This window comes from Streptomyces sp. NPDC044719, from assembly GCF_056433405.1.
In genome coordinates, this window is the sequence record NZ_JBWKHE010000001.1 from 229,995 (window position 1) to 248,496 (window position 18,502).

The window sequence follows — 18,502 nt, forward strand, 5'->3', positions numbered from 1 at the left end:
CGACGCCGAGTGAGGGGACGATGTCGCGACTCAGCCGCGAGAAGAAGCGGGAACAGAAGCAGGCCGCACACGCGGCGACCCCGGCGGCGCCGATCGACGTCCATGTCCCCAGGGCAGGGCACGGTGCCGGACCGAGTGCCGGGGCCGGAGCACCGGGCGTGTCCGACGGCGCGTCCGTCGGCGGCGTCCCGGTCTTCGCGGCCCCCGGCGAGGAGATCCACAAGGCCGTCCTGAACCGCCTCCACCACATCGCCCTCGCCACCGGCCACGCCGTCCTCGCCACGATCCACGACGAGCGCATCGGCTACGTCGTCCCGCTCCGCGTCGACCCGGACGGCTCCAGTCACTTCACGGCCGAGCCGGTCCGTACGGCACCGCCGGAGGAAGCGGTCGCCGGACGCCCGCCGGAACCGCCCACGGCCGGCGCGGCGACGGCCCCGCCCATGCCGGGCGCGGCGACGGCTCCGCCCAGGTCCGGACCGGCCACGGAGTGGCCTCCGGCGGGTGCGGCCGCAGAACCGCCGACGGCCGGCGCAGCCACGGCCTCTCCCATGTCCGGCGCGGCGACGAAGTGGCCTCCGGCGGGAGCGGCTTCGGAACCGCCGACGGGCGGGGCAGCCACGGAACCTCCCATGTCCGGCGCCGCTACGGAGTGGCCCCCGGCAGAAGCGGCTTCCGGACGGCCCCCGGCCGGCGCAACCACGGAATCTCCCATGTCCGGCGCGGCGACGGAGTGGCCTCCGGCGGGAGCGGCTTCGGAACCGCCGACGGCCGGCGCAGCCACGGAACCTCCCACGGCCGGACCGGCGACGGAGTGGCCCCCGGCCGGTGCTGCTGCCGAACCGCCCGCTGTCGGCACGCCCGCGGAACCGCCCGCACCGGGCACGCCCGCGCCGGGCACGCCCGCGCCGGGCACGCCCGCGCCGGGCACGCCCGCGCCGGGCACGCCCGCACCGGGCACCCCCGGGCCGATGCCACCCGCCGCGGCGGATCAGGAGCAGCCGCGCAAGCCCTCGCGGAGCGACAGCGCCACGCACATCCTGCGCCCCGTACCGGAGTCGGGTGAGCTCGGCGCGGCCCCCACGTTCCGGCTGCGCGCCGTACAGGAGCCGCCGCAGCCCGCACCGGAAGACGCGCCTTTGGGCCCGGCCACACCGCCCGGCACCGTCGCGCCCCCGACCGGTGAGTTCGGGCCGCCTCCGCCCATGGACGCGAGGCCGCTCCCCATCCCGGAAGCCGGTCCCGCCGCCGGGCCCCGGCGCGGCGGGAAGCCCGACCCGGTGCTCGAAGCGGAGCTGCTCGCCGACCTCGACGCCAAGCCCACCCCCGCCCGAGGCTTCGACGCCGTCGCGGAGGCCATGTTCGGTGACGAGCCTTCCGGCGCACCGGGCGACTCCGGAGCCCCCGGCCACCTCGTCGCCGAGCCGATCACGCGGATCAACGAGGCCGTGAAGGAGGGCAGGATCGACGCGGCGGCCGAGCTGGCGGACCAGACCGTCGCCCAGGCGTCGGCAACGTTGGGGCCGGAGCACCCCGAGGTGCTCCGGCTGGGTGAACTCAGCGCTTACATCGCCTACTTGGCGGGCGACCCGCTCCGCGCCTTCCGGCTCTCGCTCGACCTGGCCGGTGCCCGACGCCGTACGGGCGACGGGGAGGCCGCCTACGGCAATGTGCAGAGCGCGGCCACCGCCTGGCGGGCCGTGCGCGACCCGGCGGTGGGGCTGGAGCTGGGGCGCGACCTGATCGGCCTGTGGACCGAGCTCGCCGCCGAGGACGGCCCGGCCGCCGAGGAGATCGAGCAACTGGAGTCGGCCCGGGCCCGCATGGGCCGTCTCACGGAACGCGCCCGCAACCAGTAGGGGCGACCTGATGAGAACGGCAGGCCCTACTCCGACAGCTCCCACACCGCGTACGCGACCGCGTCGCTGTTGCGGTCGAGGGCCGTGTCGTTGATGTTGGCGGTGGTGTCGCAGGAGGAGTGGTAGCAGCGGTCGAAGGCCCGCCCGGCCGTACCGCCCCACTTGGCCGCCTGCGCCGCCGTCATCGTCCGGCTGGCCCCGGTGAACAGGCCTCCCACCGGTACGCCCGCGCTCTTGAACGGCGCGTGGTCGGAGCGGCCGTCGCCCTCGGTCTCGATCTCGGTCGGGACGCCGAGGCCGCTGAAGTACTCCTTGAAGGTCTTCTCGATCGCCGGGTCGTCGTCGTAGACGAAGTAGCCCGGGTTCGAGGAGCCGATCATGTCGAAGTTGAGGTAGGCGCTGATCCTCGAACGGTCCCCGGTCGCCAGCCGGTTGACGTAGTAGCGGGAGCCGACCAGGCCGAGTTCCTCCGCGCCCCACCAGGCGAAGCGCAGATGCTTGGTGGGCTTGTACTGCGCCCGTGACACGGCGAGGGCGGTTTCCAGGACGGCGGCCGAGCCGGAACCGTTGTCGTTGATGCCGGGCCCGGAGGAGACGCTGTCGAGGTGCGCGCCGGCCATCACGACCTGGCTCGTGTCACCGCCGGGCCAGTCGGCGATCAGGTTGTAACCGGTGCGGCCGGAGGCGGTGAACTGCTGGAGCGTGGTGGTGAATCCGGCGGCGTCCAGCTTGGCCTTCACGTAGTCGATCGAGGCCTTGTAGCCGGTCCGGCCGTGCGCGCGGTTGCCGCCGTTGGCGGTGGCTATGGACTGCAGCTGGGTCAGATGGGCCTTGACGCCCGCCAGGGGCAGGTCGGGCGCCGCCGCCGGTCTCGGGGGAGCGGACGCGGCATCGGCCACGGCACCGCCGGTCAGGAGCATGACAGTCGCTATGCCGCCTGCTGCCACGGCACGCGCGGAAACGGGGAGCTTCATGTGGGGACTCCGAGTTCCTACGGGCAGCCCGTGGGGTGTCCGCAGGCCGCCCACGCTGAATGGGGTGCCTGGATGGTGAAGCTGTTACTGACTCTCCGTCAAGCCCCTTATCCGGTCAGGGGGTTGAGGGGGTGGCGTCCGTGCTACTGGATGCAGAACTCGTTCCCCTCCGGGTCCGCCATCAGCGCCCACTCGCCGCCCTGCTCCGCCACGCGCCGCAGCACCCTCGCCCCGAGGCCCTCCAGCCGCGCGACCTCCTCCTCGCGCCGCCCCTCGCCCGGGTGCAGATCGAGATGGAGCCGGTTCTTGACCGTCTTGGTCTCCGGCACCCGCTGGAACAGCAGCCGCCGCCCCAGCCCGGTCCCGCTCTCCTCCTCGTACGGGTCCTCGGGGTGCCGTACGGCGATCAGGTCGCGGAAGGCGTGACGGCCGTGCGACTCGACGACGAGTTCCTCCGGCACGACCCCGGCACCGAGCAGCTTCCCGATGAGGACGCTGTTGTCCTCGACCTCGTAGTGGAGCGCGGCGGCCCAGAAGTCGGCCTGCGCGTGGGGGTCGTTCGCGTCGATGACGACCTTCCAGTGCACGGGGGCGGGACCTGCCGGTGTCTGTGTCATGTACCAGTTATACGGCGCGGGTGTCGTACGCGGTCCGGGCCGCGGCGATCTCGTCCTGGTGTTCCTCCGTCCAGGTCACCAGGGACTGGATCGTGGTGTGCAGCGTCCTGCCGAGGGAGGTCAGTTCGTACTCGACCCGCGGCGGCACCACCGGGTGCACCGTCCGCTTCACCAGCCCGTCCCGCTCCAGCGAGCGCAGGGTCACCGTCAGCATCCGCTGGCTGACCCCGTCGATCTCCCGGCGCAGCTCGGTGAAGCGCAGCCGCCGGTTCTCCAGCAGCGCGATGACCAGCAGCGACCACTTGTCGGCGATCCGGTCGAGGATCTGCCGGACCTGGCAGTCCTCCCGGGTGTCCCACTGGAAGGGATCGGCGTCGCCGTAGTCCACGGTGCTCTCGCAGTGACTCGGTGACTTCGAAGTGCCTTCTTCCATGTCTGTCGATGCTGCCGCAGGCTGGTCCCGGTTACAAGAGGGAACCGACCCTCAGTTGCGTAACCGACTGACGGCGGAGGAGTGTGGACTGATGGGCACCCGTGCCTGGGCGCTGCTGCTCGTTCTGTGCGGAACGATCTTTCTCGAAGGCATCGACGTCGCGATGATGGCGGTGGCGATCCCGGCCATCCGCTCCGACCTGGGGCTGGGCACCGACACCGCGGCGTGGGTGATGAGCGCCTACGTGCTCGGCTACGCCGGCTTCACCCTCCTGGGCGGCCGCGCCGCCGACCTGCTCGGCAGACGCCGGATGTTCCTGCTCTGGCTGACCGTCTTCCTCGCCTTCTCGGGACTCGGCGGCTTCGCGACCGAGGGCTGGATGCTGGTCGTCGCCCGCTTCGTCACCGGCGTCGCCGCCGCCTTCATGACCCCGGCCGCGCTCTCCCTGATCACCACGTCGTACGAGGAGGGCCCGCAGCGCAACAGGGCCCTGCTGATCTTCGCCGGGACCGGGGCGGCAGGCTTCTCCCTCGGCTTGGTGATCGGCGGTCTGCTCACCGAGCTCGGCTGGCGCTGGGTGTTCTTCGCACCCGTGCTGCTGGCCGGGGCCCTGCTCGCCGCGGCCGTACGGCTGATCCCCGGGCACGGCACCCCACCGGCCCGCCGGGGCACCTTCGACCTGCCCGGCGCGATCACCGCCGCCGGCGCGATGCTGCTGGCCGCCTACACCGTCGTCCGCCTGGAACACGGCCTGCGCGACTGGCCGCTCACCGCGGCCTCGGGGCTCGCGGCGCTGCTCCTGGCCGGTGCGTTCACAGCGGCCGAGCGCCGCTGCCCGGATCCGCTCGTCCGTCTCGGCATCCTGCGTCAGGGTCCGGTCGTGCGCGCCGACCTGGGGGCGCTGCTCTTCCTCGGCGCCTTCTTCGGCTTCCAGTTCATCGTCACGCTCTACCTGCAGGAACTGCGCGGCTGGTCGTCCCTCCAGACGGCGCTGGCCCTGGTCGTCATGGGCATCGACGCCGTGCTCGCCCCGACGCTCACGCCGAGACTGGTCGCCCGCTGGGGCAACGCCCGCGTGATCGTCGGCGGTTTCGTGCTGGCCGTGGCCGCCTACGCGCTGTTCCTGCCGGTCGGGATGGACTGGTCCTACGCCGCGATGTTCCCGACGCTGTTCCTGGCGGGACTCGCTTTCGCCCTGGCCTACGGGCCGCTGACGATCGCGGCCACGGACGGCGTGGCCGAGTCCGAGCAGGGCCTGGCCGGCGGGCTGCTGACCACCGCCACGCAGTTCGGCTCGGCGATCGGCATCTCGGCGGTGACCGCGGTCTACGGCCTGGCGTCCACCGGGTCCGGCCCCGAGGCCACGCTCTCGGCCTTCCGGGCGGCGCTGGTCGTGCCCGTGGTCCTGGTGGTGCTGGGCACGCTGATCTCCTCGGTGAGCGCGCGGGCTGCGCGGCGGGCGGTGCGCAGCGCGTCCCAGGTGAGCAGCGTCAGCGCCAGCCACACCAGCGCGAACCCGGCCCAGCGCTCCGGCGGCATCTCCTCGTGGAAGTAGAGGATGCCGAGCAGGAACTGGAGGACCGGCGTCGAGTACTGCAGCAGGCCGATGGTGGACAGGGGCACGCGGATGGCGGCCGCGCCGAAGCAGACCAGGGGCAGCGCGGTGACGATGCCGGCGGAGGCGAGCAGGGCCGCGTGCCCCGCGCCCTCGGCGGCGAAGGTGGAATCGCCCCGCGCGGTCAGCCAGACCAGGAAGCCGAGCGCGGGCAGGAACTGGATCGCGGTCTCGGCAGCCAGTGACTCGATGCCGCCGAGGCCCACCTTCTTCTTCACCAGCCCGTAGGCGGCGAAGGAGAAGGCGAGGGAGAGCGAGATCCACGGGGGCCGGCCGTAGCCGATGGTCAGCACGACGACCGCCACGCAGCCGGTCCCGACCGCCGCCCACTGCACCGGCCGCAGCCGCTCCTTCAGCAGCAGCACACCGATCGCGATGGTGACCAGCGGGTTGATGAAGTACCCGAGCGAGGCCTCGACGACGTGCCCGGAGTTCACGGACCAGATGTACAGGCCCCAGTTGACGGTGATGACCGTCGCGGCGGCCGTGACCAGCGCCAGCTTGCGCGGCTGCCGCAGCAGCTCTCCGGCCCAGGCCCAGCGGCGCAGCACGAGCAGGGCGGCGCCCACGAAGACCAGCGACCACACCATCCGGTGGGCCAGGATCTCCACCGCCCCCGCCGGCTTCAGCAGGGGCCAGAACAGGGGGACGAGCCCCCACATCCCGTAGGCCGCGAAGCCGTTCAGCAGTCCTATTCGCCCCTCGCCCCTCGGCTTGCCGGTCACGGCCCCCTCCTTCGCACGTCATGTTCCGCGACCACGAAGGTAACGCCGGGCACCCCCGGCTGTCATGGCCGTATCGGCATACGGTCATGACATCCGGGGGTGGGAGTCGGCTCAGGGGTCCGCCGGGGGACTTCAGCCCTTGAGCGCGGCGGCGATGGCCTCGGAGAACGGCGTGGTCGGGCGGCCGGCCAGGCGGGACAGGTCGCCGGTGGAGACGACCAGCTCACCCTTCTCGATGGAGGCGTCGACCCCGGCCAGGATCTGGGCGAACGGCTCGGGCAGGCCGGCGCCGGCCAGGATTCCGGTGAGCACCTCGGGCGTGACCGCGTTGTAGGTGATCTCCTTGCCGGTCTGCCGGCTCAGCTCGGCCGCGTACTCGGCGAAGCTCCACGCGGAGTCGCCGCCCAGCTCGTACGTCTTGTTCTCGTGCCCCTCGCCGGTCAGCACGGCGACGGCGGCGGCGGCGTAGTCGGCGCGCGAGGCGGAGGAGACCTTGCCCTCGCCGGCGGCGGCGACGACCGCGTGGTGCTCCAGCACGGGGGCGAGGTTCTCGGTGTAGTTCTCGTGGTACCAGCCGTTGCGCAGCAGCGCGTAGGGCACGCCCGAGTCCAGCAGGGCCTCCTCGGTGCCGCGGTGGTCGTCGGCGAGCGCGGCGGTCAGGCTGCCCGGGGCACTGGTGTAGGCGAGCAGGGCGACCCCGGCCGCCTTGGCGGCGTCGATGACGACCTTGTGCTGCTGCACACGGCCCTTGTCGAACTCGTTGCCCGAGACCAGCAGGACCTTGTCGCCGGCGGAGAAGAGGCCGTCGAAGGACGCGGGGGTGTTGTAGTCGGCCAGCGCGATCCTCACCCCGCGGTCCGCGAAGTCGGCGGCCTTCTCGGCGTTGCGGACGACAGCGGTGATCTGCTCGGCGGGGACCTTCTCCAGCAGCTGCTCCACGACGTGACGGCCGAGCTGTCCGGTGGCTCCGGTGACAACGATGCTCATGGTGATGACTCTCCTTGTGGGGTGCGGTGGCACTAACCCTAGGAGAAGCGCTAACTCTTCGAAAGTACCCACTTTGAAGTAAGGTACTGGCATGGCAGTAAGTGATGGCGAGGCCCTGTGCCCGTACCGGCTCGTCCTGGAACACGTCACCAGCCGCTGGGGCGTGCTCGTCCTGATCGAGCTGCTGGACCGCCCGTACCGGTTCAGCGAGCTGCGCCGGGCGATCAGTCAGTACAACGGCCGGGGCGTCAGCGAGAAGATGCTCACCCAGACCCTCCAGACCCTGGAGCGCGACGGCCTGGTCCACCGCGACGCCAAGCCGGTGATCCCACCCCGCGTCGACTACTCCCTGACCGACCTGGGCCGCGAGGCCGCCGAGCAGGTGCGGGCCCTCGCACAGTGGACCCACCAGCGCATGGACGAGGTGGAGAAGGCCCGCCTGACCTACGACGAGACCCGGGCCGCGTCGTAGCGGCCCCGGGCCTGATCGCCGTACGGCGTGGTCGTGCTCAGCCGACGACCGTCCAGGTGTCCCCGCCCGCCAGCAGCGCGCCCAGGTCGCCCTTGCCGTGCTGCTCGATCGCCTGATCGAGCTGGTCGGACATCTGCGTGTCGTAGACCGGCCGGTCCACGGCGCGGAAGACGCCGATCGGGGTGTGGTGCAGGGTGTCCGGGTCGGCCAGGCGGGACAGCGCGAACGCCGTGGTCGGGGACGGGGAGTGCGCGTCGTGGACGAGCACCTGGTCCTCGTTGTCCGGCGTCACCGCCACCACCTTCAGATCCCCGGTCAGCGGGTCGCGTACGACCCCCTTGGACAGATCGCTGCCGAACCGGATCGGCTCGCCGTGCTCCAGCCGGATCACGGCCTCCTCGGCCTGCTGCTTGTCCTTCAGGGCCTCGAAGGCGTTGTCGTTGAAGATGTTGCAGTTCTGGTAGATCTCGATCAGGGCCGTGCCCTGGTGGGCGGCGGCCTGGCGCAGCACCTCCGTCAGGTGCTTGCGGTCGGAGTCGACCGTCCGCGCCACGAACGACGCCTCCGCGCCGATCGCCAGCGACACCGGGTTGAACGGCGCGTCCAGCGACCCCATCGGCGTCGACTTGGTGATCTTCCCGACCTCGGAGGTCGGCGAGTACTGGCCCTTGGTCAGACCGTAGATCCGGTTGTTGAACAGCAGGATCTTGAGGTTCACGTTGCGGCGCAGCGCGTGGATCAGGTGGTTGCCGCCGATGGACAGCGCGTCGCCGTCACCGGTGACGACCCACACCGACAGATCGCGGCGCGAACTCGCCAGACCGGTGGCGATGGCGGGGGCGCGGCCGTGGATGGAGTGCATCCCGTACGTGTTCATGTAGTACGGGAACCGGGAGGAGCAGCCGATGCCCGAGACGAAGACGATGTTCTCCTTCGCCAGGCCCAGCTCGGGCATGAAGCCCTGCACCGCCGCGAGGATGGCGTAGTCGCCGCAGCCGGGGCACCAGCGCACTTCCTGGTCGGACTTGAAGTCCTTCATCGACTGCCTGCCCTCGGCCTTGGGGACGAGGGAGAGCGCTTCGACGGTGCCCGTGCCGTGCGTGGACGTCTCAGCCATCGATGGCCTCCTTCAGAGCCGCGGCGAGCTGCTCCGCCTTGAACGGCATGCCGTTGACCTGGTTGTACGACTGGGCGTCGACCAGGTACTTCGCCCGGATGAGCGTGGCGAGCTGCCCGAGGTTCATCTCGGGGATCACCACCTTGTCGTAACGCTCCAGCACCACGCCCAGATTCCGCGGGAAGGGGTTGAGATGGCGCAGATGCGCCTGCGCGACGGACTCCCCGGCTCTGCGCAGCCGCCGCACCGCCGCCGTGATCGGCCCGTACGTCGAACCCCAGCCCAGCACCAGCGTCCGCGCCTCGTGCGGGTCGTCCACCTCGAGGTCCGGGACGTCGATGCCGTCGATCTTGGCCTGGCGGGTGCGGACCATGAAGTCGTGGTTGGCCGGCGAGTAGGAGATGTTGCCCGTGCCGTCCTCCTTCTCGATGCCGCCGATCCGGTGTTCGAGACCCGGCGTGCCCGGGATCGCCCACGGTCGGGCCAGCGTCTGCGGGTCGCGCTTGTAGGGCCAGAACACCTCGGAGCCGTCCTCCAGGGTGTGGTTCGGGCCCTGCGCGAACTGCACCCGCAGGTCGGGCAGCTCGTCCAGGTCCGGGATCCGCCAGGGCTCGGAGCCGTTGGCCAGATAACCGTCGGAGAGGAGGAAGACCGGCGTGCGGTACGTCAGCGCGATCCGCGCCGCCTCCAGCGCGGCGTCGAAGCAGTCCGCCGGCGTCCGGGGCGCGACCACCGGGACCGGGGCCTCGCCGTTGCGCCCGTACATCGCCTGGAGCAGGTCCGCCTGCTCGGTCTTGGTGGGCAGGCCGGTCGAGGGCCCGCCGCGCTGGATGTCCACGACCAGCAGCGGCAGCTCCAGCGAGACCGCGAGGCCGATGGTCTCCGACTTCAGCGCCACACCGGGACCGCTCGTCGTGGTCACGGCGAGCGAACCGCCGAAGGCCGCGCCCAGCGCGGCCCCGATTCCGGCGATCTCGTCCTCGGCCTGGAAGGTCCGCACGCCGAAGTTCTTGTGTTTGGACAGCTCGTGCAGGATGTCCGACGCCGGAGTGATCGGGTACGACCCCAGATACAGCGGCAGATCCGCCTGCCGGCCCGCCGCGACCAGGCCGTACGCCAGGGCGAGGTTGCCGGAGATGTTGCGGTAGACACCCGGCGGGAACGCCGTGGCCGCCGGGGCCACCTCGTAGGAGACGGCGAAGTCCTCGGTGGTCTCGCCGAAGTTCCAGCCCGCCCGGAACGCGGCGATGTTGGCCGCCGCGATATCGGGCTTCTTGGCGAACTTGGACTTGAGGAACTTCTCCGTGCCCTCGGTGGGACGGTGGTACATCCAGCTCAGCAGGCCCAGCGCGAACATGTTCTTGCTGCGCTCGGCCTCCTTGCGGCTGAGGTCGAACTCCTTCAGCGCCTCCACGGTGAGCGTGGTCAGCGGCACCGGATGCAGGTGGTAGCCGTCCAGCGACCCGTCCTCCAGCGGACTGGTCTCGTAGCCGACCTTCTGCATCGCCCGTTTGGTGAACTCGTCCGTGTTGACGATCACCTCGGCACCGCGCGGCAGGTCGCCGATGTTCGCCTTCAGCGCGGCCGGGTTCATCGCCACCAGCACGTTCGGCGCGTCACCGGGCGTGAGGATGTCGTGATCGGCGAAGTGCAGCTGGAAGGACGACACACCCGGCAGGGTCCCGGCGGGCGCCCGGATCTCGGCCGGGAAGTTCGGCAGTGTCGACAGGTCGTTGCCGAACGACGCGGTCTCCGAGGTGAAGCGGTCACCGGTGAGCTGCATACCGTCACCCGAGTCCCCCGCGAACCTGATGATCACCCGGTCGAGACGGCGGACGCCCTTGGCGCCCGCCGCTTTGCGCTGCTCTCCTACGACTGGTCCGTCGGCCTGCTCCGCTGGGCTACTGACCTGGCTGGTCACTGAACTGGACCTCCCTCGAGGCGGCTGTCCGGGACAGGCCTTCCCGCAGGCCTCCCAGGATCAACCCTACGTCCGTAAGGGTCGCCTTCTTTGTGTCATTCGCATCTTGGACGCGCCTTTGGGGTGATCACGCGGTGATCACGCACCCTTGCGGCGCATGTCAGGAATTGAGGTACGTCAGCACGGCCAGCACCCTGCGGTGGTCCCCGTCGCTCGGCGACAGCCCCAGCTTCAGGAAGATGTTGCTGACGTGCTTCTCGACCGCTCCGTCGCTGACCACCAGCTGCCGGGCGATCGCCGAGTTCGTCCGCCCCTCGGCCATCAGCCCCAGCACCTCCCGTTCCCGCGGCGTCAGCCCCGCGAGCACGTCCTGCTTACGGCTGCGGCCCAGCAGCTGCGCGACCACCTCCGGGTCGAGGGCCGTACCGCCGTCGGCCACGCGCACCACCGCGTCCACGAACTCACGGACCTCGGCCACCCGGTCCTTCAGCAGATAGCCGACACCCCGGCTGGAGCCCGCGAGCAGCTCCGTGGCGTAGCGCTCCTCCACGTACTGCGACAGCACCAGCACACCGAGCCCCGGGTGCGCCTTGCGCAACTGCACCGCCGCCCGCACGCCCTCGTCGGTGTGCGTCGGCGGCATCCGCACATCGGCCACCACGACATCCGGCAGCTCGCCCTGGGCGTCCAGCTCGGTGATGGTCTTGATCAGTGCCTCGCCGTCACCCACCCCGGCGACGACCTCGTGCCCGCGGTCGGTCAGCAGCCGGGTCAGGCCCTCCCTGAGCAGCACTGAATCCTCGGCGATGACCACCCGCACCTTGTCCTCCACGATGTTCTGGCCCCCCACAGCCCCATGCCGCCCGTCCGCGGCCCACAACGGCTCCGCGCCCACCCGTGCGACGGGTCCAGCATTTCAGGATCGGGCGGTGGATGGGGGGTAGGACCGGCTTCTTGTCCGAGTGATTCGGGGAGGAGGGCTCACTTCCTGTCCGACTGATTCGGGTGGCGGGTGGCATAGGCGGGGTCCGGGGGGTGGAGCCCCCTGGCGAGCCGGAGACGGAACGTCCCCTCACCCGCCGCCCCGACCGGAGGTCACCGCACGTACGCGCCCCGCCACGGCAGCTCCGCCGTGACCCGGGTCGGCCCGCCCGCCGGCGAGTCCACCACCAGGATCCCGTCCACCGCGTCGAGCCGCTCGGCCAGCCCCGCGAGGCCGGAGCCCCGGGACACGTCGGCCCCGCCCGCACCGTTGTCCACGACCTGCAGCATCAGCCGGTTCTCGGTCCGCCAGACCTCCACGCCCGCCCAGGTCGCCCGCGCGTGCTTGCTGACGTTCTGCAGCAGCTCCGACACCGTGAAGTACGCGATTCCCTCGATCGCCGGCGCCGGCCGCTCCGTCAGGTCGACCTCGACCCGCACCGGCACCGTGCACCGCGAGGCCACCGCCGACAGTGCCGCGTCAAGACCCCGGTCCGTCAGCACCGCGGGGTGGATCCCCCGGGCCAGGTCCCGCAGCTCCTGCAGCGCCGTCTTCACCTCGCCGTGCGCCTCGTCCACCATCCGCGCGGCCGCCTCCGGATCCTCCTGGAGCTTCTCCTTGGCCAGCCCCAGATCCATGGCCAGCGCCACCAGCCGGGCCTGCGCCCCGTCGTGCAGATCCCGCTCGATGCGCCGCAGGTCGGCCGCGGCCGTGTCGACCACGACCCCCCGGTCCGACTCCAGCTCCACCACCCGCGAGGCCAGCCGCGACGGCCCGAGCAGCCCGTGCACCAGCAGCCGGTCCACCATCGTCAGCGCCCGCAGGATCCACGGCACGGCGATCGTGAACAGCAGGCCCACCAGCGCGGTCATCGTGATCTCGAAGGGATTGTCGAGGTAGACCCGGTGCGTCTCGTCGCCGTACAGCTGGACCCCGTCCTGGCCGGCGTACATCGGGAACACCCAGAACCACAGCGGATAGGTCAGCAGCCCCCAGCCCAGCACCCACACGTTCACGGCGACCGCGAACGAGAACACCGCCCAGGGCAGCTGCAGCACCGAGTACAGCAGGGCCCGCCACGAGGCGCCGCTCTTGAGGACGGCACCCATCCACGCCATCGCGCCCGGCTTCTTCATCCGCAGCGGCTCAGGCCCGGCCACCTCCAGGTCCAGCAGCGCCCGTGCCCGCGCCCGCTCCAGCGCCCCCAGACCGCGGCACCCGGCGAGAGCCGCCGCCAGCACCGGTACGCCGAGGAACGTCACCAGCAACCCCGCCCCCAGCGACACCATCGTCACCGCGTAGACGAACAGCATGATGCTGATCGGCAGGCTGAGCAGCACGTAGCCGAGCTCGCGCCAGGTGCGGCCCTCGACCGGCGCCCGCAGCGCGACGGGCAGCCGGTGCCGCCGTCGTTCGGTGCTCCCGGGGTACCCGGACCCGCCGTCGAGTCCGTATCCCTGTCCGTACTCCGTGGCCATCGGCGTCGTCCTTCTCCTCGTCCCGCGGTGGTGCTCCCGATACCTCCACCCTGCTCCGTCGCAGGTCGGCGGACCATGGAGTCCGTCGGCGTCTTGGACGGGGGGTTTTCCCCACCTCCGGCCCAGCGGTTTACCGGCGTGGCTCAGGGGCTGCCGGTGCCCGCGGCGGAGGCGTCCGTACGGTCGCGCCACGGCAGTTCCGCCGTGACCGTCGTCGGGCCGCCCTCGGGCGACTCCAGGACGAACAGTCCGTCCACGGCGCCCAGCCGGTCGGCCAGGCCCTTCATCCCCGTACCGCCGTCGAGACTCGCGCCGCCACGGCCGTCGTCCCACACCTGTATGAGCAGCCGGTCGGCCGTCCGCCAGACATCCACCGACGCCGATTTCGCCCGGCTGTGCTTGCTGACGTTCTGCAGCAGCTCCGAGACGGTGAAATAGGCGATGCCCTCGATGGCCGCGGCCGGCCGCGCCGGCAGGTCGACCGTCACCTTCACCGGGACCGTGCAGCGCGAGGCGACCGAGGACAGGGCCGCGTCCAGGCCACGGTCGGTCAGCACCGCCGGATGGATCCCACGGGCCAGATCCCGCAGCTCCTGGAGCGCCAGCTTCACCTCGCCGTGCGCCTCCTCGACCATCGCCGCCGCCGCGTCGGGGTCCTCCAGCACCTTCTCCTTGGCCAGGCCGAGACCCATGGCCAGTGCCACCAGCCGGGCCTGCGCCCCGTCGTGCAGATCCCGCTCGATGCGCCGCAGGTCGGCCGCGGCCGTGTCGACCACGACCCCCCGGTCCGACTCCAGCTCGGCGATGCGCCGCTCCAGCTCGTCCGAGGGCGACAGCAGCCCGCGCACCATGGCCCGATCGGCGTTGGCCAGCCCCCGCGCGATGAACGGCAGCACCGGCCACAGCACGAACAGCGAGGTCAGCGTGATGGTGAAGGTGAGGACGCCCCACGGCAGCCGGATGAACTCGTACAGCACCGCACGCCAGCCCACCGGGTCCTTCAGCGACATCCACACCTGGGCGAGGAAACCGCCGGAGCCGCGCAGCGGCAGCCGGCTCGGCTCGTCCACCCGCACCCCGAGCAGCGCCCTGGCCCGCGCCCGCTCCAGCTTGCCCAACTGCCGCGCTCCCATGAGTCCGGCGGCGAGCAGCGGGAACCCGATCACCGTGACGGTCAGCCAGAAGCTGGTGAACAGCACCGTCATGACGTAGGTGAATCCGAGAAGGGAGAGAGGAAGGTTCGCCAGGAGGTGCGCGATCTCCTTCCAGGTGTGCCGGTCGTAGGCGAACCGGGGCGGTGGCGGGCGGTCGTCCTGCCCGGCCGTCGTCGCGGCCGCCTCGGCGCCGGTGGACGGGAAGCGTTCGGTCATACGCGTTAGCGTGCCCGGCTGAGGGCAGCCGCGCCATGAGGTGGACCGCCAGGTTGGACTGAGGAAAACCCCACCCCCGCATGCCGGGGCGTGACGGGCTGCTTACCCTGCCTTTATCAGGGCCTAGACTCCCGTGCGTACAGATCGTCGAACAGCGGCGTCCGGGTGAACCGGGGGATCGCCGCAGGACCAGGTCCGAGTTTCTAGGGAGCGAGGGACGGACGTGCCGGAACCGACCGTCGTCACCACGACCGTCGTCGCGGCGGACTACTTCCAGTCCTATTCGGTCGTCGGACTGCTCGCCGCCGTCGGCGTGCTGTTCGTCGCCGTCGCCTTCGGGGCCGGCCGCCTGCTGCGGCCCGTGGTCCCCACGCCCGAGAAGCTCCTGACGTACGAATGCGGAGTCGACCCCGTCGGCGAGGGCTGGGCCCACACCCAGGTCCGCTACTACGTCTACGCCTTCCTCTACGTGATCTTCGCCGTCGACTCGATCTTCCTGTTCCCCTGGGCGACCGTCTTCGCCGCCCCCGGCTACGGCGCGACCACCCTGGTGGAGATGTTCATCTTCCTCGGCTTCCTGGCCGTGGGCCTGCTCTACGCATACAAGAAGGGCGTCCTGGCATGGACGTGACCCCCGACGTGACCCCCGCCGGCCCCGAACCCGTACTGCTTCCGGAACCGAAGCGGCTCGGCGCCCTCGCGCGCCTCGCACCCGAGCCGATGAAGGTGATCCTCAACTGGGGCCGCCGCTACTCGCTCTGGGTCTTCAACTTCGGCCTCGCCTGCTGCGCGATCGAGTTCATCGCCGCGTCGATGGCCCGCCACGACTTCATCCGGCTCGGCGTCATCCCGTTCGCCCCGGGCCCGCGCCAGGCCGACCTGATGGTCGTCTCCGGCACGGTCACGGACAAGATGGCCCCGGCCGTGAAGCGCCTCTACGAGCAGATGCCGGAACCCAAGTACGTCATCTCCTTCGGCGCGTGCAGCAACTGCGGAGGCCCGTACTGGGACTCGTACTCCGTCACCAAGGGCGTCGACCAGATCATCCCCGTCGACGTCTACGTCCCCGGCTGCCCGCCCCGTCCCGAGGCGCTGCTCCAGGGCATCCTCAAGCTCCAGGAGAAGATCGCCCGCGAGTCCCTCGGAGAGCGGTACGGCACGGGGCGCCCCTCCGCGGCGGCGCTGCAGAGCGGCTTGGTGAAGCCACCGTCCCCGTCCGACTCCGCGCCCGGGGAGGGACGATGACCGCGGTCGGCTGGCTGCCCACCGGCACCGAGGAACTCTTCGGTCCGGACGCCACGGCCGAGGAGTCGTACGAGGTCCTGACGGTCGACGTCCCGCCGGCGACCTGGATCTCCGCCCTGGAGACCGCCCGCGACCGGCTCGGCTGCACCTACTTCGACTGGCTGAGCGCGGTCGACGAGCCGGGCACGGGCTTCCGCGTCACGGCCCACATCGCGGCCCTGTCTCCCCTCCGCCGCCTCCTGCTGCGTACGACGATCCCGCACGAGGCCCCCGCCCTGCCCTCCGCGGTCCCCGTCTACGCGGGCGCCGCCTGGCACGAACGCGAGACGCACGAGATGTTCGGCATCGCCTTCGAAGGCCACCCGGCACTCGACCACCTGCTCCTGCCCGACAGCTTCGAAGGCCACCCCCTGCGCAAGGACTTCGTCCTGGCCGCCCGCGTCGCCAAGGCCTGGCCGGGCGCGAAGGAACCCGGCGAGTCCGAACACGGCGGTCCCAAACGCCGCCAGATGCTCCCGCCCGGCGTCCCCGACCCCAACGAATGGGGCCCCCTGAAGGGCCAACTCCCCCCGGCCCCGTCCCGCCCTGCCCGGGGCGCGACGCCCCGCGCCACAGGCGAACGCCCCGTACGACGGGCACGTTCGGCGGGGGAGGGCTCGGCGAGCCAGGCTGCTGCGGGTGCCTCGGAAGCCCCGGCTCCGTCTGCGGGTGCTCCGCGTCGTGCGCGTTCGGTGGCGGAGGGCTCGGCGAGTCAGGCTGCTGCGGGTGCCTCGGAAGCCCCGGCTCCGTCTGCGGGTGCTCCGCGTCGTGCGCGTTCGGCTGCGGAGGGCTCGGCCAGTCAGTCCCCGCCTGGGGAGTCGAGTGCTTCGGCTCCGGCGGGGCCACGGCGTAACCGCACGGTGGCGGAGGGTTCGGCGAGCCAGACCGCTGCGGGCGCCCCGGAACCCCCGGCTCCGTCTGCGGGTGCCCCGCGTCGTGCGCGTTCGGCTGCGGAAGGCTCGGCCAGTCAGTCCCCGCCCGGTGAGGCGGCTGCTTCGGCTCCGACGGGGCCACGGCGTAACCGCACGGCGGCGGAGGGTTCGGCGAGCCAGACCGCTGCGGGCGCCCCGGAACCCCCGGCTCCGTCTGCGGGTGCTCCGCGTCGTGCGCGTTCGGCTGCGGAAGGCTCGGTACGCCAGACCACGCCCGGCGACACTGCACCCTCGTCCCCGGCCGCCCCGCGTCGCACGCGTACCGCCGCGGACGGCTCGGCGAGTCAGACGTCCAGCGGATCAAAATCCCCGGCGACCGGACCTGATTCGCCGACGCCCGGGTCCGAATCCCCGGCGCCCGGGTCCGAATCCCCGGCGACCGGTTCCGAAGCAGCGGTGCCCGGCACCGATACGCCGATCACCGGGCAGCCGGAGCCTCCCGCCGCCGAGGCCCAACCCCCGACCCCCTCGGCGGGACCGCGCCGCGCGCGCAGCGCGTCGGAGGGCAGCGCGAGCCAACGCGCCGCCACCGACCATGGCGACAACCGACCGGGCAGGTCTGCCCCCACTCCCCGCAGCTCGGACGCCCCCTGGCACCACGCCCGCCCGGCCTTCGACGAACCGGAACCCACGACGGAGTCGTCGCCCGAGACCGCGCAGCCGCCGGCCCCCGAGCCCTCGGACGACTCAGAGACCTCCGAGCCCTCAAAGCCCTCAGAGGCCACAGAGCCCACGGACACCCCCGACGACCCCACAGGAGGCACGCGGTGAACGACGCCCTAGACGTCACCCTGCGACTCCTGGTCGTCTTCGTCGTCTTCCTCACCTTCCCCCTGATCATCGGCCAGACCGAACACAAGGTCATGGCCCACATGCAGGGCCGCGTCGGCCCCATGTACGCCGGCGGTTTCCACGGCTGGGCCCAGCTGATCGCCGACGGCGTGAAGTTCGCGCAGAAGGAGGACGTCGTCCCCGCGGGCGCGGACCGCCGTATCTTCCAACTGGCCCCCGCCGTCGCCCTGCTGCCCTACCTCCTCGTCCTGCTCGCCATCCCCATCGGCCCGGACGAGGGAGCCGTCGGCCAGGTCATCGACGCGGGCGTCTTCTTCGTCCTGGCCGTCATGGGCGTCGGCGTCCTCGGCTCGCTCATGGCCGGCTGGGCGTCCGCCAACAAGTTCTCCCTCCTCGGCGGCCTCCGCACCGCCGCCCAACTCCTCGCCTACGAACTGCCGATGCTGCTCACCGCGGCCTCCGTGGCGATGGCGGCCGGCACCGTCTCCCTCCCCGGCATCCTCGACGCCTTCGAGTGGTGGTGGCTGCCCTGGCAGATCGTCGGCGCGATCGTCTTCTTCGTGGCCGGCCTCGCCGAACTCCAGCGCCCTCCCTTCGACATGCCCGTGGCCGACTCGGAGATCATCTTCGGCGCGTACACCGAGTACACCGGCCTCCGCTTCGCCCTCTTCCTCCTCGCCGAGTACGCCGGGATCGTCGTCCTGTGCGGCCTCACCACCGTCCTCTTCCTGGGCGGCTGGCACGGCCCCTGGGGCGCCGATGGCCTCGGCTGGGTCTGGACCCTGCTGAAGACCGCCCTCCTCGCGTTCCTGGTGATCTGGCTGCGCGTCACCTACCCGCGCCTGCGCGAGGACCAGCTCCAGAAGCTCGCCTGGACCCTCCTCGTCCCCCTCGCCCTCGCCCAGATCGCCCTCACCGGCGTCGTCAAGGTGGTGATCCAGTAA

16 protein-coding genes and 1 pseudogene are annotated in these 18,502 nt (G+C 71.6%); 7 read left to right on the top strand and 10 right to left on the bottom strand.

Features of this window, described 5'->3' with window-relative positions; all coding sequences use genetic code 11:
* Positions 1-20: 20 nt before the first annotated feature.
* Complete coding sequence (locus AC07DF_RS01080) at positions 21-1,859, top strand: tetratricopeptide repeat protein (protein ID WP_478965779.1); 1,839 nt, start codon at positions 21-23, stop codon at positions 1,857-1,859.
* A 26-nt stretch (positions 1,860-1,885) separates the two neighbouring features.
* Here the strand turns inward: AC07DF_RS01080 and AC07DF_RS01085 are convergent, their stop codons facing one another.
* The 3 genes from AC07DF_RS01085 to AC07DF_RS01095 form a co-directional block, all read right to left on the bottom strand.
* Complete coding sequence (locus tag AC07DF_RS01085) at positions 1,886-2,833, bottom strand: M28 family metallopeptidase (protein ID WP_478965781.1); 948 nt, start codon at positions 2,831-2,833, stop codon at positions 1,886-1,888.
* A gap of 143 nt (positions 2,834-2,976) precedes the next feature.
* Positions 2,977-3,450 carry a VOC family protein gene (locus AC07DF_RS01090; protein ID WP_478965783.1) on the bottom strand — a complete coding sequence of 158 codons (474 nt, stop codon included), beginning with the start codon at positions 3,448-3,450 and terminating at the stop codon, positions 2,977-2,979.
* A gap of 7 nt (positions 3,451-3,457) precedes the next feature.
* A complete protein-coding gene (locus AC07DF_RS01095; protein ID WP_193482398.1) occupies positions 3,458-3,883 on the bottom strand; it encodes a winged helix-turn-helix transcriptional regulator in 426 nt (141 codons plus the stop codon).
* A 91-nt stretch (positions 3,884-3,974) separates the two neighbouring features.
* Between AC07DF_RS01095 and AC07DF_RS01100 the strand changes: the two genes are divergently transcribed.
* A complete protein-coding gene (locus AC07DF_RS01100) occupies positions 3,975-5,438 on the top strand; it encodes an MFS transporter (RefSeq protein ID WP_478965785.1) in 1,464 nt (487 codons plus the stop codon).
* A 59-nt stretch (positions 5,439-5,497) separates the two neighbouring features.
* Here AC07DF_RS01100 and rarD read toward each other — a convergent pair.
* Positions 5,498-6,160 (bottom strand): annotated as a pseudogene (rarD, locus tag AC07DF_RS01105) (EamA family transporter RarD); the annotation flags it as partial.
* Between the two features lie 195 nt (positions 6,161-6,355).
* Positions 6,356-7,210, bottom strand: coding sequence for an SDR family oxidoreductase (locus AC07DF_RS01110; RefSeq protein WP_478965787.1), 855 nt, complete (start codon positions 7,208-7,210; stop codon positions 6,356-6,358).
* Positions 7,211-7,301: 91 nt separating this feature from the next.
* Here AC07DF_RS01110 and AC07DF_RS01115 point away from each other — a divergent pair, with 91 nt between their 5' ends.
* Positions 7,302-7,682 carry a winged helix-turn-helix transcriptional regulator gene (locus AC07DF_RS01115; RefSeq protein WP_478965789.1) on the top strand — a complete coding sequence of 127 codons (381 nt, stop codon included), beginning with the start codon at positions 7,302-7,304 and terminating at the stop codon, positions 7,680-7,682.
* A 37-nt stretch (positions 7,683-7,719) separates the two neighbouring features.
* On the opposite strand, the gene AC07DF_RS01120 is transcribed toward AC07DF_RS01115, so the two are convergent.
* The 5 genes from AC07DF_RS01120 to AC07DF_RS01140 form a co-directional block, all read right to left on the bottom strand.
* Positions 7,720-8,799 carry a 2-oxoacid:ferredoxin oxidoreductase subunit beta gene (locus tag AC07DF_RS01120; RefSeq protein WP_478965791.1) on the bottom strand — a complete coding sequence of 360 codons (1,080 nt, stop codon included), beginning with the start codon at positions 8,797-8,799 and terminating at the stop codon, positions 7,720-7,722.
* Entirely contained in the window at positions 8,792-10,720 is a 1,929-nt protein-coding gene (locus AC07DF_RS01125) for a 2-oxoacid:acceptor oxidoreductase subunit alpha (protein ID WP_478965793.1), read from the bottom strand. The genes AC07DF_RS01120 and AC07DF_RS01125 overlap by 8 nt, the downstream gene beginning before the upstream one ends.
* Before the next feature lie 160 nt (positions 10,721-10,880).
* On the bottom strand, positions 10,881-11,540 hold the full coding sequence (locus AC07DF_RS01130) for a LuxR C-terminal-related transcriptional regulator (RefSeq protein WP_382580102.1): 660 nt from the start codon (positions 11,538-11,540) through the stop codon (positions 10,881-10,883).
* 275 nt (positions 11,541-11,815) lie between these two features.
* The gene (locus AC07DF_RS01135) at positions 11,816-13,180 is read right to left on the bottom strand and encodes a sensor histidine kinase (protein ID WP_478965794.1); all 1,365 of its coding nucleotides are present in this window, start codon (positions 13,178-13,180) and stop codon (positions 11,816-11,818) included.
* 143 nt (positions 13,181-13,323) lie between these two features.
* On the bottom strand, positions 13,324-14,550 hold the full coding sequence (locus AC07DF_RS01140; protein WP_478965796.1) for a sensor histidine kinase: 1,227 nt from the start codon (positions 14,548-14,550) through the stop codon (positions 13,324-13,326).
* A 223-nt stretch (positions 14,551-14,773) separates the two neighbouring features.
* Between AC07DF_RS01140 and AC07DF_RS01145 the strand changes: the two genes are divergently transcribed.
* From AC07DF_RS01145 to AC07DF_RS01160, 4 genes are read left to right on the top strand one after another with little or no spacing between them, the layout of a single operon-like run.
* Entirely contained in the window at positions 14,774-15,181 is a 408-nt protein-coding gene (locus AC07DF_RS01145) for an NADH-quinone oxidoreductase subunit A (protein WP_382489269.1), read from the top strand.
* Complete coding sequence (locus tag AC07DF_RS01150; protein ID WP_478965798.1) at positions 15,172-15,795, top strand: NADH-quinone oxidoreductase subunit B; 624 nt, start codon at positions 15,172-15,174, stop codon at positions 15,793-15,795. Before AC07DF_RS01145 ends, AC07DF_RS01150 begins: the two co-directional genes overlap by 10 nt.
* Positions 15,792-17,537 (top strand): NADH-quinone oxidoreductase subunit C, encoded by a 1,746-nt coding sequence (locus AC07DF_RS01155; RefSeq protein WP_478965800.1) that lies wholly within the window; start codon positions 15,792-15,794, stop codon positions 17,535-17,537. The genes AC07DF_RS01150 and AC07DF_RS01155 overlap by 4 nt, the downstream gene beginning before the upstream one ends.
* Positions 17,534-18,502: a complex I subunit 1/NuoH family protein gene (locus tag AC07DF_RS01160; RefSeq protein ID WP_478965801.1), complete on the top strand. Its 969-nt coding sequence runs from the start codon at positions 17,534-17,536 to the stop codon at positions 18,500-18,502. The genes AC07DF_RS01155 and AC07DF_RS01160 overlap by 4 nt, the downstream gene beginning before the upstream one ends.